We start from the raw sequence: 13,368 nt of genomic DNA on the forward strand, positions 1-13,368 counted from the left end.
ATGTCTGGAATGGAATGGTTTCCCTTGCTGGGTCTGGCCAATCGAGCTCGTAAGGTCGTGTCAGGCGAAGACTTGGTAATAAAAGAAATCAGGAATGCGCGTGCAAAGCTTGTCCTGCTTACAGAGGATGCATCATCTAACACAGCAAAAAAAGTAACTGACAAGTGCAATTATTATAAAGTCCCTTATAAAAAAGTCGAGAGTCGCGCGGTTCTTGGACGCTCTATCGGTAAAGAAGCCCGTGTCGTTGTCGCCGTCACTGACCAAGGTTTTGCGAATAAGCTGATCAGCTTGCTCGATTAATATTTTTGGGGGTGAACGAATGGCTAAAATGAGAGTATACGAATATGCAAAAGCGTTAAATGTTTCAAGTAAGGAAATTTTGACCGCACTGAAGAACATGGATTTAGAAGTGAATAATCACATGGCCATGCTTGAAGAAAAGGCCATTAAAAAGCTAGATGCCAAATATAAAAAAGGCGGCGCAGCTGCTAAATCTCAAAAGCCAGCAGAAACGAACAAAAACAAACAGCCACAAGGGGTTAATCAGCAATCAGCTGGAAATCAACCAAATAAAATTCGAGACGGAAAGAAGAATGACGTGCAGAATAATCAATTTAACAAAAACAAGAAGAATAACAACAACAAAAAAAATAAACGCAACAACAACAATAATAAAAACCAACATCAGCAAAAGCCTGTAAAGCCGAAAAAAGAGCTTCCTGAGAAAATTACATTCTCTGGCACTTTAACAGTTGGCGCACTTGCTGAAGAGCTTGGCAAAGAGCCTTCAGAAATCATTAAAAAGCTGATGCTTCTTGGCGTAATGGCAACCATTAACCAAGAGCTTGATAAAGACACAATCGAACTCATTGCATCAGAATATGGTGTTGAAACAGAAGAGGTCATTGTGCTTGAAGAAACAGAGCTGGAAAAATACGAAGAGCCTGATAATGAAGAGGATCTTGAAATTCGTCCTCCTGTCGTGACAATCATGGGCCACGTTGACCATGGGAAAACAACGCTTCTTGACAGCATCCGTAAAACAAAGGTTGTTGAAGGAGAAGCAGGCGGAATCACTCAGCATATCGGCGCTTATCAAATTGAAGAGAACGGCAAGAAAATCACGTTCTTGGATACACCGGGCCACGCCGCATTTACAACAATGCGTGCACGCGGTGCAGAAGTAACTGATATTACGATTCTTGTCGTAGCTGCCGATGACGGTGTCATGCCGCAAACAGTTGAAGCGATTAACCATGCAAAAGCAGCAGAGGTTCCAATCATCGTTGCTGTGAATAAAATAGATAAAGAATCCGCAAACCCTGACCGTGTAATGCAAGAACTGACGGAATACGGACTTGTCCCTGAAGCTTGGGGCGGAGAAACCATTTTTGTGCCGCTTTCCGCTTTAACTGGAAAAGGCATTGATGAGCTCGTTGAAATGATTTTGCTTGTCAGTGAGGTAGAGGAACTGAAAGCGAATCCGAACCGTCAGGCAAAAGGAACGGTTATTGAAGCTGAACTCGATAAAGGCAGAGGGTCAGTTGCGACGTTGCTCGTACAGACTGGAACACTGCATGTCGGTGATCCGATCGTAGTCGGCAATACATTTGGCCGTGTCCGTGCAATGGTCAACGACATTGGCCGCCGTGTGAAAACTGCCGGCCCGTCAACTCCGGTTGAAATTACCGGTTTGAATGATGTCCCTCAAGCGGGAGACCAATTCCTTGTCTTTAAGGATGAAAAAACAGCTCGTTCTGTCGGTGAAGCCCGTGCTTCGAAACAGCTTGAAGAGCAGCGCAGCGATAAAGCGAAGCTCAGTCTTGATGATTTATTCGAGCAAATTAAGCAAGGTGATGTAAAAGACATCAACCTCATCGTAAAAGCTGACGTTCAAGGATCTGCTGAAGCTTTAACGGCTGCGCTTCAAAAAATTGAAGTAGAAGGCGTTAAAGTGAAAATCATCCATACAGGCGTTGGTGCGATTACTGAATCTGACATTATCTTGGCATCTGCTTCCAATGCAATTGTTATCGGGTTTAATGTGAGACCGGACGGAAATGCTAAGAGTACGGCTGAAGCTGAAAATGTAGATATTCGACTTCACCGTATCATTTACAAAGTAATCGACGAGATTGAAGCTGCCATGAAAGGTATGCTTGATCCTGAATATGAAGAAAAAGTAATTGGTCAAGTAGAAGTACGCCAAACATTCAAAGTATCTAAAATCGGTACAATTGCCGGCGGATATGTTACTGAAGGAACCATTACGCGCGACAGCGGCCTCCGTTTAATTCGTGACGGCGTCGTCATCTTTGAAGGCGAAGTAGATGTTCTGAAACGCTTTAAAGACGATGTGAAAGAAGTTTCACAAGGCTATGAATGTGGTATTACAATTAAGAAATACAATGACATTCGTGAAGGTGACATCCTAGAAGCGTTTGTCATGCAAGAAATTGAAAGAACGTGATCGGATTTGCGGAGTGTGAATGCATCATTTATGATGCAGGATCGCTAAAAGAAAAGCGTGCCGTTCTGAAGCGGATTTTAACCAGGGTTCAAAACAAGTTCAATGTTTCGATTTCGGAGATTGGCTATCAGGACACCTGGCAAAGAACCAGCTTCGGAATCGCCGCTGTTTCTTCCTCTCGCGTTCAAACAGAAAAAGAACTGCAGCGCGTCCTAGCGTTTATCGATTCTTTTCCTGAAATTGAACGGACGATCACTAGGACAGAGTGGTTTTAACTTAGAGGTGATTGAATTGAGTATGAGAGCGAACCGTGTCGGCGAGCAAATGAAAAAAGAACTCGGTGATATTATCAGCCGCAAGCTGAAAGACCCGAGAATTGGTTTTCTGACAGTAACGGATGTACGTGTATCAGGTGATTTGCAAATTGCAAAGGTGTATATCTCGGTTCTCGGTGACGAGAAAAAACGGGAAGAAGCGCTGAAAGGGCTGGCAAAAGCGAAAGGATTTATCCGATCCGAAATCGGCAGCCGCATCAGACTTCGAAAAACGCCTGAAATTGAATTTGAGTTCGATGAATCAATCGATTACGGGAATCGGATCGAAACACTGATTCACGAATTACATTCAGAGAAACCATCTGAATAAAAAAAGAGAGGATAGGCGTATATCGTCTGTCCTCTTTCTTCGTTTATAAGAAAAAAACTCAAAAGAAGGAGTGAAAGGCAAATGGTTAACGGAGTTCTCCTTTTACATAAACCTGTTGGCATGACATCGCACGACTGTGTCATGAAGATCCGAAAGCTGTTAAAAACAAAAAAAGTAGGACATACAGGAACGCTCGATCCGGAAGTATCAGGCGTGCTTCCGATTTGTGTAGGAAGAGCGACAAAAATAGTCGAATACTTAACTGAAAAATCTAAAACGTATGATGCAGAAATAACATTGGGCTTTTCAACCACAACAGAGGATCAAACCGGAGAAACGGTGGAAACAAAGCCTGTCAATCACGACATTGATAAAGCGGATGTAGAAAAGGTTTTAAACAGTTTAAAGGGGAAACAAGAACAAATTCCGCCCATGTATTCCGCTGTAAAAGTAAACGGCAAAAAATTATACGAATACGCAAGAGCAGGGATTGAAGTAGAACGTCCGAAACGTATGATAACCATTGAAGACATTGCCCTGACAACAGAGATTAAACATCATGGAGAAACCGCAAGCTTCCGGTTTACAGTGACTTGCTCCAAAGGGACCTATGTAAGGACGCTGGCGGTCATGATCGGAGAAAAGCTCGGATATCCGGCCCATATGTCTCATTTAATCCGTACGGCATCCGGAGATTTTTCTCTCGACGAATGCTTTACTTTTGATGAACTCGAAGCACAGGCCCAATCCGGAACCGTGGAAGAGCATACAGTTCCTATTGAACGTGCGCTCAATCATTTGCCGAAATGGATCATAAGTGATACATTAGCTAAGAAAGTAGAAAATGGGGCTTTGCTTGAGACGCCCGAGCAGTTTTCTGAAATGACAAGTGAAGACCGTATTGCCGTCTTTACTGAATCCGGAACCTGCTTGGCGATCTATTTCCCTCATCCTGCAAAAAAAGGGCTGTTAAAGCCGGCAAAAGTATTGATGCAAAAAAGCGAACAATAGAAAAAAGGTGACCGTTCTGTGAAGACGATACATATTACACATCCTCATCATTTAATAAAAGAGGAGCAGGCAAAATCAGTGATGGCGTTAGGTTATTTTGACGGCGTTCATCTCGGGCATCAAAAGGTAATCGGCACAGCGAAGCAAATAGCCGAAGAAAAAGGTCTGACATTAGCTGTGATGACCTTTCATCCCCATCCTTCTCACGTGTTGGGCAGAGATAAGGAACCAAAGGATCTGATTACGCCTCTTGAAGACAAAATAAACCAAATTGAACAATTAGGCACAGAAGTTCTGTATGTCGTTAAATTTAATGAAGTGTTTGCTTCTCTTTCTCCTAAGCAGTTTATAGACCAGTATATTATCGGCCTTAATGTGCAGCACGCAGTGGCAGGCTTTGACTTTACGTACGGCAAATACGGCAAGGGAACAATGAAGACCATGCCGGATGATTTAGACGGAAAAGCTGGGTGCACAATGGTAGAAAAATTAACGGAGCAGGATAAAAAAATCAGTTCTTCGTATATCCGTACCGCGCTTCAAAACGGAGATGTTGAATTGGCGAATGTCTTGCTTGGACAACCTTATTTTATTAAAGGAATTGTCATTCATGGTGATAAAAGAGGGCGGACCATCGGGTTTCCGACAGCGAATGTCGGTTTAAATAACAGCTATATCGTTCCGCCCACAGGTGTATATGCCGTAAAAGCGGAAGTGAACGGCGAAGTTTACAATGGCGTTTGCAATATTGGCTATAAGCCAACGTTTTATGAAAAGCGCCCTGAACAGCCTTCCATCGAGGTCAATCTGTTTGATTTCGATCAAGAGGTATATGGAGCCGCTATAAAAATCGAATGGTACAAACGGATTCGGAGCGAGCGGAAATTCACTGGCATCAAAGAATTAACTGAGCAAATTGAGAAAGATAAGCAGGAAGCCATCCGTTATTTCAGCAATTTGCGGAAATAACTTGCAACGCACACAAATTTTATTCTAAAATATTTGCATATAGGCGCGATTTTTAGTATGATAGTTTTCGTAGTCTTAAAACCATTGCTTGGCAATCCGAAGTCACCGACGGTTGCTAGGTAACTGGGGCTAAATATGATTTGGAGGTGAAACAGGATGGCAATTACTCAAGAGCGTAAAAACCAACTCATCAATGAGTTCAAAACACACGAATCTGATACTGGATCTCCAGAAGTTCAGATCGCTATCCTAACTGACTCAATTAACAACTTGAACGAGCATTTACGTACTCACAAGAAAGACCACCACTCACGTCGCGGTCTTCTTAAAATGGTAGGTAAGCGTCGTAATCTTCTTACGTATCTGCGTAATAAAGACGTAACTCGTTACCGTGAGTTAATTAACAAACTAGGCTTACGTCGATAATCGTAAAAAGCGGGAGGATTCCCGCTTTTTTATCGTATTAAAGCGAAATTTCTTATAACAAATCATTGAAATCCTTTTACATACTACTTTGACATTGATATGTTCAATTCATTTCGTTCATAATAGGAGTAATTGATTATTTCACACAACGAAGAGAGGAGTTCGTAATTGTATGGGACAAGAAAAACATGTCTTTACCATAGATTGGGCCGGAAGAACGCTTACTGTTGAAACCGGCCAGCTTGCCAAACAGGCAAATGGTGCTGTGATGATCCGCTACGGTGATACAGCAGTACTTAGTACAGCAACCGCTTCAAAAGAACCTAAACCGCTTGATTTCTTCCCTCTTACTGTAAACTATGAAGAAAGATTATATGCGGTAGGGAAAATTCCGGGCGGATTTATTAAAAGAGAAGGACGTCCAAGTGAAAAAGCGGTTCTTGCCAGCCGTTTAATTGACCGTCCGATCCGTCCTTTGTTTGCCGATGGATTCCGTAATGAAGTTCAGGTCATCAGCATTGTCATGAGTGTTGACCAAAACTGCTCTTCAGAAATGGCTGCCATGTTCGGTTCATCTCTTGCACTTTCTGTATCGGATATTCCGTTTGAAGGACCGATTGCAGGGGTTACTGTCGGACGCATTGATGATCAATTTATCATTAACCCGACAGTCGATCAGCTTGAAAAAAGCGATATCAATCTTGTCGTTGCCGGCACGAAAGATGCGATTAACATGGTAGAAGCGGGAGCGGACGAAGTTCCTGAGGAAATCATGCTTGAAGCCATTATGTTCGGCCATAAAGAGATTAAACGCCTGATTGCATTCCAAGAAGAAATTGTTGCAGCAGTCGGCAAAGAGAAATCTGAAATTAAGCTCTTTGAAATTGATGAAGAGCTTAATGAAAAAGTAAAAGCTTTGGCAGAAGAGGATCTGCTGAAAGCCATCCAAGTTCATGAAAAGCATGCCCGTGAAGATGCCATTAACGAAGTGAAGAACGCAGTTGTGGCAAAATTCGAGGATGAAGAACATGATGAAGACACAATCAAGCAAGTGAAGCAGATTTTATCCAAGCTGGTGAAAAATGAAGTTCGCCGCCTGATTACTGAAGAGAAAGTAAGACCGGACGGCCGCGGTGTCGATCAAATCCGCCCGCTCTCTTCAGAGGTTGGCCTCTTGCCAAGAACGCACGGTTCAGGTCTATTTACAAGGGGACAAACTCAGGCCCTCAGCGTATGTACGCTAGGTGCTCTGGGAGATGTGCAAATCCTTGACGGCTTAGGTGTCGAAGAGTCGAAACGGTTTATGCATCATTACAACTTCCCGCAATTCAGCGTTGGGGAAACAGGACCGATGCGCGGACCGGGACGTCGTGAAATCGGACACGGAGCACTGGGTGAGCGTGCGCTTGAGCCAGTTATTCCGTCTGAAAAAGACTTCCCTTATACTGTCCGTCTTGTTTCAGAAGTGCTTGAATCAAACGGTTCTACATCTCAAGCAAGCATTTGTGCAAGCACACTTGCAATGATGGATGCCGGTGTACCGATTAAAGCGCCAGTTGCTGGTATTGCGATGGGTCTTGTCAAATCAGGCGAACATTACACTGTTTTGACTGACATCCAAGGCATGGAAGACGCGCTCGGAGATATGGACTTTAAAGTAGCGGGAACTGAAAAAGGCGTAACGGCCCTGCAAATGGACATTAAAATTGAAGGACTTTCCAGAGAGATTCTTGAAGAAGCGCTTCAGCAGGCGAAAAAGGGCAGAATGGAAATCCTCAACAGCATGCTTGCAACATTAAGCGAATCAAGAAAAGAGCTTTCTCGATATGCGCCTAAGATCTTAACAATGACCATTAATCCTGATAAAATCCGCGATGTCATCGGACCAAGCGGGAAACAAATCAATAAGATCATCGAAGAAACCGGTGTTAAAATTGATATTGAGCAGGACGGCACAATCTTTATTTCCTCTACAGATGAAAGCGGCAACCATAAAGCGAAAAAAATCATCGAAGACCTTGTTAGAGAGGTTGAAGTCGGCCAACTTTACCTAGGTAAAGTGAAACGGATTGAAAAATTCGGGGCTTTCGTTGAAATTTTCAGCGGAAAAGACGGTTTGGTGCACATTTCAGAGCTTGCGCTTGAACGCGTAGGGAAAGTTGAAGATGTTGTAAAAATCGGAGACGAGATTCTTGTCAAAGTCACTGAAATTGATAAACAAGGACGAGTGAATTTATCCCGCAAAGCGGTGCTCCGTGAAGAGAAAGAAAAAGAAGAACAACAATCTTAAATGAAAACATAAAAGGAGCCTGGGAGACCCGGCTTCTTTATTTTGAAGCTTTTCAAAAGCAGGCGGGTTCTACCTTGTCCTTCTCCTTCATAATGTGAGGTGAGGGGGGACAGAACATGCACAAAAAATTTGTACCGTTTGCCGTTTTTTTATTTCTTTTTTTTGTCTCATTTGAGATGATGGAAAATCCGCATGCACTTGATTATATAGGGGCAATGAAAAAAGATACGGTGACTGTCACGGCGTCAAAAGACCCATTATATGAAGAATTGCTTCAAAAAGCGCCGGAGTACGAAGTTAAGCCCCAGAATGCAAGAATTGATAAAGTGTGGAAAAGCATTCCAGGCTACAATGGATTAAAGGTCAATATTGAACAATCATATAAAAAAATGAAAAAGCATGGTGAGTTTCGGGAAAAAGATTTGGTGTACAGTCAAGTAAAACCAAGTGTTCATCTTGAGTCACTTCAGCCTGAGCCTATTTATAAAGGAAATCCTGACAAACCGATGGTGGCTTTTTTAATCAATGTGGCATGGGGAAATGAGTATTTGGAAAAAATGCTCCCTATTCTGCAAAAGCACCAGGTTAAAGCTACGTTCTTTTTAGAAGGCAATTGGGTGAGAAACAATGTACAGCTCGCTAAGAAGATTGCAAAAGACGGACATGAAATCGGAAATCATTCATACAATCATCCGGATATGAGCAAACTGACTACAGGAAGAATTTCCGAGCAGCTCGACAAGACTAATGAACAAATAGAACAAACGATCGGTGTTAAGCCAAAGTGGTTCGCTCCGCCAAGCGGAAGTTTCAGAAAAGCGGTTATCGACATTGCAGCAGAGAAACAGATGGGAACAGTCATGTGGACAGTTGATACAATCGATTGGCAAAAGCCGGCTCCGTCTGTACTTCAGACGAGAGTGTTAAGCAAGATACATAATGGTGCCATGATTTTAATGCATCCGACTGACCCTACGGCGGAAAGTCTTGAAGCGCTGATTACACAGATAAAAGACAAAGGATATGCGCTTGGAACAGTCACTGAACTAATGGATGAAACAAGACTATTGAAGTAACAGATGAAGGCAGCTTGTCTTTGAATAGGAGGAACAAATTTGATTAAACGATATACGTGTCAAAATGGTGTAAGAATTGTGCTGGAAAATAACCCGACAGTCCGTTCTGTTGCGATCGGCGTATGGATCGGCACAGGTTCGAGACATGAAACGCCGGAGATAAACGGAATTTCTCACTTTTTAGAGCACATGTTCTTTAAAGGGACGAGCACAAAATCTGCACGCGAGATAGCAGAATCTTTTGATCGTATTGGCGGCCAGGTCAATGCGTTTACTTCAAAGGAATATACCTGCTACTATGCAAAGGTGCTTGACGAGCATGCGAATTACGCGCTGGACGTATTAGCAGATATGTTCTTTCATTCAACGTTTGATGAAAACGAGCTGAAAAAAGAGAAAAATGTAGTATATGAAGAAATTAAAATGTACGAAGATGCGCCGGACGACATTGTACATGATTTACTGAGCAAAGCCACTTACGGCAATCATTCTTTAGGCTACCCAATTCTAGGCACGGAAGAAACGCTTGCTTCCTTTAACGGTGACTCTCTCAGACAATACATGCATGATTATTATACGCCGGACCGAGTGGTGATTTCGGTAGCGGGCAATATATCTGACAGTTTTATCAAAGATGTAGAAAAATGGTTCGGTTCATACGAGGCGAAGGGCAAAGCGACAGGCCTTGAGAAGCCTGAGTTCCACACGGAAAAACTGACGAGAAAAAAAGAAACAGAGCAGGCTCATTTGTGCCTGGGATTTAAAGGCTTAGAGGTTGGCCATGAACGTATTTATGATTTAATCGTCCTCAACAATGTGCTCGGAGGCAGCATGAGCAGCCGGCTGTTCCAAGATGTGCGTGAAGATAAAGGACTTGCTTATTCTGTTTACAGCTATCACAGCTCATATGAGGACAGCGGAATGCTAACGATTTACGGCGGAACGGGTGCAAATCAGCTTCAGCAGCTGTCGGAAACAATTCAAGAAACCCTTGCCACATTAAAACGTGACGGCATTACCTCGAAAGAACTGGAAAACAGCAAAGAGCAAATGAAGGGAAGCTTAATGCTGAGCTTAGAAAGCACAAACAGCAAAATGAGCCGAAACGGAAAAAATGAACTGCTGCTCGGCAAACATAAAACATTAGATGAAATCATCAATGAATTAAACGCCGTGAACTTAGAGCGTGTTAACGGCCTTGCCAGACAATTGTTTACTGAAGACTATGCATTAGCACTTATCAGCCCTTCCGGCAATATGCCGTCTTAAAAAGGAAAGCCTGCTCCATAATGGAGCAGGCATTTTTTAATCCCTTTCATCATACATAGTACAAGGGGGTGACAGACATGCGGCTCAGTGAATTATCAGGAAAGGAAATTGTAGACATCAAAAGAGCTGAACGGCTCGGAGTGCTCGGCCAGACCGATTTGGAAATCAATGAACAGGATGGACAGATTACAGCACTCCTCATTCCCACAGTTAAGTGGTTTGGTTTGAGAAAGCAAGGTCATGACATTCGTGTCCCATGGCACCATATTCAAAAGATCGGTTCAGATATGATTATATTAGATGTACCTGAGGAAATGCCTCCTCGACAAGAGTAAATAGCCCAATTGACTGTGAAGCGGGCTCTAAAGAAAACATCTGAAACATCGGCTGCCGGAGCCGATGTTTTTTTATATGGAAAAAGCGCATCTTTTATATTCACCGGTATTTCCTTTTGATCATAAGATGAAGGGGAGCTTAACAACTAGAGATCCAGTATATACAAAGAAGGTGAACGTTTAGAATGTTAACCGGATTGAAAATTGCAGTTATTGGCGGTGACGCAAGACAGCTCGAAATTATAAGAAAGCTCACTGAACAGCAGGCTGACATCTATCTTGTCGGTTTTGACCAATTGGATCACGGTTTTACCGGGGCAGTAAAATGCAATATTGATGAAATTCTTTTTCAGCAAATAGACAGCATCATTCTTCCAGTATCCGCGACAACAGGAGAAGGTGTCGTATCGACTGTATTTTCGAATGAAGAAGTTGTGTTAAAACAGGACCATCTTGACAGAACGCCTGCACATTGTGTCATTTTCTCAGGAATTTCTAACGCCTATTTAGAAAACATTGCAGCTCAGGCAAAAAGAAAACTTGTTAAGCTGTTTGAGCGGGATGACATTGCGATATACAACTCTATTCCGACAGTAGAAGGAACGATCATGCTGGCTATTCAGCACACGGATTATACGATACACGGATCACAGGTGGCCGTTCTCGGTCTGGGGCGCACCGGGATGACGATTGCCCGTACATTTGCCGCGCTCGGAGCGAATGTAAAAGTGGGGGCAAGAAGTTCAGCGCATCTGGCACGTATCACTGAAATGGGGCTCGTTCCTTTTCATACCGATGAGCTGAAAGAGCATGTAAAAGATATAGATATTTGCATTAATACCATACCGAGTATGATTTTAAATCAAACGGTACTTTCTAGCATGACACCAAAAACCTTAATATTGGATCTGGCCTCACGTCCCGGGGGAACGGATTTTAAATATGCCGAGAAACAAGGGATTAAAGCACTTCTTGCTCCCGGGCTTCCAGGGATTGTCGCTCCTAAAACAGCTGGGCAAATCCTTGCAAACGTCTTGAGCAAGCTTTTGGCTGAAATACAAGCTGAGGAGGGGAAATAAGGATGTCGTCATTAAAAGGAAAAAGAATCGGGTTTGGGCTGACCGGGTCGCATTGCACATATGAAGTGGTTTTCCCGCAAATTGAGGCGTTGGTCAACGAAGGAGCTGAAGTCCGTCCGGTTGTCACATTTAATGTGAAATCCACAAATACCCGATTTGGAGAGGGCGCAGAATGGGTTAAAAAAATTGAAGACCTGACTGGATATGAGGCCATTGATTCGATTGTAAAGGCAGAACCTCTTGGGCCGAAGCTGCCCCTTGACTGCATGGTCATTGCGCCTTTAACAGGCAATTCAATGAGCAAGCTGGCAAATGCCATGACGGACAGCCCGGTGCTGATGGCGGCAAAAGCGACAATCCGAAACAATCGGCCTGTCGTTCTGGGTATCTCGACAAATGATGCTCTTGGTTTAAACGGAACAAATTTAATGAGGCTCATGTCAACAAAAAATATCTTTTTTATTCCATTCGGGCAAGACGATCCCTTTAAAAAACCGAATTCAATGGTAGCCAAAATGGATCTGCTACCGCAAACGATTGAAAAGGCACTCATGCACCAGCAGCTTCAGCCGATTCTAGTTGAGAATTATCAGGGAAATGACTAAATTTACAGAAAATCTTTCCCAAACTAAAAAATTCGGTCATCACCTGCATATTCTATGGTAAAATAAAACGTAAAATCATAGTCAAATCAATTCAATGAAGCTGATTGGCGGAAGGAGTTTTACAGATGGGAAGAGGTTTACACGTAGCTGTTGTCGGAGCGACAGGGGCTGTGGGACAACAAATGCTTAAAACACTTGAAGACAGAAACTTTGAAATGGACACACTTACATTGCTATCTTCAAAACGCTCTGCGGGGACAAAAGTCACGTTTAAAGGCCGAGAGCTGACTGTTCAGGAAGCTTCTCCTGAGAGCTTTGAAGGGGTAAATATTGCTTTGTTCAGCGCCGGCGGAAGCGTATCACAAGCATTGGCACCAGAAGCTGTAAAACGCGGCGCTATTGTTATAGATAATACGAGCGCGTTCCGCATGGATGAAAATACACCGCTTGTTGTGCCAGAAGTGAATGAGGCAGACTTGCATGAACACAATGGCATTATTGCCAATCCAAACTGCTCTACAATCCAAATGGTTGCGGCACTTGAACCGATCCGCAAAGCATATGGCTTAAACAAAGTCATCGTATCAACTTACCAGGCAGTATCAGGAGCGGGTAATGAAGCTGTAAAAGAGCTTTACAGCCAAACACAGGCGATTTTAAATAAAGAAGAAATAGAGCCTGAGATCATGCCTGTAAAAGGTGACAAAAAACACTATCAAATCGCCTTCAACGCGATTCCGCAAATCGATAAATTCCAAGATAACGGCTATACGTTTGAGGAAATGAAAATGATAAATGAAACGAAAAAAATCATGCACATGCCTGACCTTCAAGTAGCGGCTACATGTGTGAGACTGCCAATCCAAACTGGACACTCAGAGTCCGTCTACATCGAAATAGACCGTGATGACGCTACAGTTGAAGATATTAAAAATCTATTGCAAGAAGCTCCGGGCGTGACACTTCAGGATGATCCAAGCCAGCAGCTTTATCCGATGCCTGCTGATGCTGTCGGCAAAAACGACGTGTTTGTAGGCCGCATCCGCAAAGACTTGGACAGAGCAAACGGTTTTCATTTATGGGTTGTTTCTGATAACCTATTAAAAGGCGCGGCATGGAACTCTGTTCAAATTGCAGAAAGCCTGAAAAAACTAAACCTCGTATAAAAGAGAGAATTTTCTAAAGACGAA

At 43.0% G+C, this 13,368-nt stretch carries 14 protein-coding genes; all 14 read left to right on the plus strand.

From position 1 onward, the window contains the following. Positions 1-303 carry a YlxQ family RNA-binding protein gene (locus bslm_RS08675; protein WP_003220946.1) on the plus strand — a complete coding sequence of 101 codons (303 nt, stop codon included), beginning with the start codon at positions 1-3 and terminating at the stop codon, positions 301-303. 19 nt (positions 304-322) lie between these two features. Further along, positions 323-2,473 carry a translation initiation factor IF-2 gene (gene infB / locus bslm_RS08680; RefSeq protein WP_014479801.1) on the plus strand — a complete coding sequence of 717 codons (2,151 nt, stop codon included), beginning with the start codon at positions 323-325 and terminating at the stop codon, positions 2,471-2,473. Continuing rightward, the gene (locus tag bslm_RS08685; RefSeq protein ID WP_003220950.1) at positions 2,470-2,748 is read left to right on the plus strand and encodes a DUF503 domain-containing protein; all 279 of its coding nucleotides are present in this window, start codon (positions 2,470-2,472) and stop codon (positions 2,746-2,748) included. Before infB ends, bslm_RS08685 begins: the two co-directional genes overlap by 4 nt. A gap of 16 nt (positions 2,749-2,764) precedes the next feature. Continuing rightward, a complete protein-coding gene (gene rbfA / locus bslm_RS08690; RefSeq protein ID WP_009967251.1) occupies positions 2,765-3,118 on the plus strand; it encodes a 30S ribosome-binding factor RbfA in 354 nt (117 codons plus the stop codon). Between the two features lie 81 nt (positions 3,119-3,199). Next, complete coding sequence (gene truB / locus bslm_RS08695; protein ID WP_015252083.1) at positions 3,200-4,129, plus strand: tRNA pseudouridine(55) synthase TruB; 930 nt, start codon at positions 3,200-3,202, stop codon at positions 4,127-4,129. An 18-nt stretch (positions 4,130-4,147) separates the two neighbouring features. After that, entirely contained in the window at positions 4,148-5,098 is a 951-nt protein-coding gene (ribF, locus tag bslm_RS08700) for a bifunctional riboflavin kinase/FAD synthetase (protein ID WP_046381029.1), read from the plus strand. Between the two features lie 156 nt (positions 5,099-5,254). Beyond that, on the plus strand, positions 5,255-5,524 hold the full coding sequence (gene rpsO / locus bslm_RS08705; protein ID WP_003220957.1) for a 30S ribosomal protein S15: 270 nt from the start codon (positions 5,255-5,257) through the stop codon (positions 5,522-5,524). A 172-nt stretch (positions 5,525-5,696) separates the two neighbouring features. After that, positions 5,697-7,814 carry a polyribonucleotide nucleotidyltransferase gene (gene pnp / locus bslm_RS08710; RefSeq protein WP_046381030.1) on the plus strand — a complete coding sequence of 706 codons (2,118 nt, stop codon included), beginning with the start codon at positions 5,697-5,699 and terminating at the stop codon, positions 7,812-7,814. 116 nt (positions 7,815-7,930) lie between these two features. Further along, a complete protein-coding gene (locus bslm_RS08715; protein WP_046381031.1) occupies positions 7,931-8,890 on the plus strand; it encodes a polysaccharide deacetylase family protein in 960 nt (319 codons plus the stop codon). A gap of 39 nt (positions 8,891-8,929) precedes the next feature. Next, the gene (locus bslm_RS08720) at positions 8,930-10,159 is read left to right on the plus strand and encodes a M16 family metallopeptidase (protein WP_003245717.1); all 1,230 of its coding nucleotides are present in this window, start codon (positions 8,930-8,932) and stop codon (positions 10,157-10,159) included. A gap of 77 nt (positions 10,160-10,236) precedes the next feature. After that, positions 10,237-10,494, plus strand: coding sequence for a YlmC/YmxH family sporulation protein (locus tag bslm_RS08725; protein WP_003231890.1), 258 nt, complete (start codon positions 10,237-10,239; stop codon positions 10,492-10,494). Between the two features lie 185 nt (positions 10,495-10,679). Continuing rightward, positions 10,680-11,573 (plus strand): dipicolinic acid synthetase subunit A, encoded by an 894-nt coding sequence (gene dpaA / locus bslm_RS08730; protein ID WP_046381032.1) that lies wholly within the window; start codon positions 10,680-10,682, stop codon positions 11,571-11,573. Positions 11,574-11,575: 2 nt separating this feature from the next. Next, on the plus strand, positions 11,576-12,178 hold the full coding sequence (gene dpaB / locus bslm_RS08735) for a dipicolinate synthase subunit B (protein ID WP_046381033.1): 603 nt from the start codon (positions 11,576-11,578) through the stop codon (positions 12,176-12,178). 125 nt (positions 12,179-12,303) lie between these two features. Next, positions 12,304-13,344, plus strand: coding sequence for an aspartate-semialdehyde dehydrogenase (asd, locus tag bslm_RS08740; protein ID WP_046381034.1), 1,041 nt, complete (start codon positions 12,304-12,306; stop codon positions 13,342-13,344). Positions 13,345-13,368 lie beyond the last annotated feature (24 nt).

The organism is Bacillus sp. LM 4-2 (assembly GCF_000978495.1).
In the GTDB taxonomy this organism is placed as follows: Bacteria; Bacillota; Bacilli; order Bacillales; family Bacillaceae; genus Bacillus; species Bacillus subtilis.

What these genes read in the sequence shown, in the direction of transcription:
- dpaA (WP_046381032.1), top strand. Translation starts at nt 10,680, where the DNA reads ATGTTAACCGGATTGAAAATTGCAGTTATTGGCGGTGACGCAAGACAG.
- bslm_RS08675 (WP_003220946.1), top strand. Translation starts at nt 1, where the DNA reads ATGTCTGGAATGGAATGGTTTCCCTTGCTGGGTCTGGCCAATCGAGCT.
- pnp (WP_046381030.1), top strand. Translation starts at nt 5,697, where the DNA reads ATGGGACAAGAAAAACATGTCTTTACCATAGATTGGGCCGGAAGAACG.
- bslm_RS08725 (WP_003231890.1), top strand. Translation starts at nt 10,237, where the DNA reads ATGCGGCTCAGTGAATTATCAGGAAAGGAAATTGTAGACATCAAAAGA.
- bslm_RS08715 (WP_046381031.1), top strand. Translation starts at nt 7,931, where the DNA reads ATGCACAAAAAATTTGTACCGTTTGCCGTTTTTTTATTTCTTTTTTTT.
- truB (WP_015252083.1), top strand. Translation starts at nt 3,200, where the DNA reads ATGGTTAACGGAGTTCTCCTTTTACATAAACCTGTTGGCATGACATCG.
- infB (WP_014479801.1), top strand. Translation starts at nt 323, where the DNA reads ATGGCTAAAATGAGAGTATACGAATATGCAAAAGCGTTAAATGTTTCA.
- rpsO (WP_003220957.1), top strand. Translation starts at nt 5,255, where the DNA reads ATGGCAATTACTCAAGAGCGTAAAAACCAACTCATCAATGAGTTCAAA.
- asd (WP_046381034.1), top strand. Translation starts at nt 12,304, where the DNA reads ATGGGAAGAGGTTTACACGTAGCTGTTGTCGGAGCGACAGGGGCTGTG.
- dpaB (WP_046381033.1), top strand. Translation starts at nt 11,576, where the DNA reads ATGTCGTCATTAAAAGGAAAAAGAATCGGGTTTGGGCTGACCGGGTCG.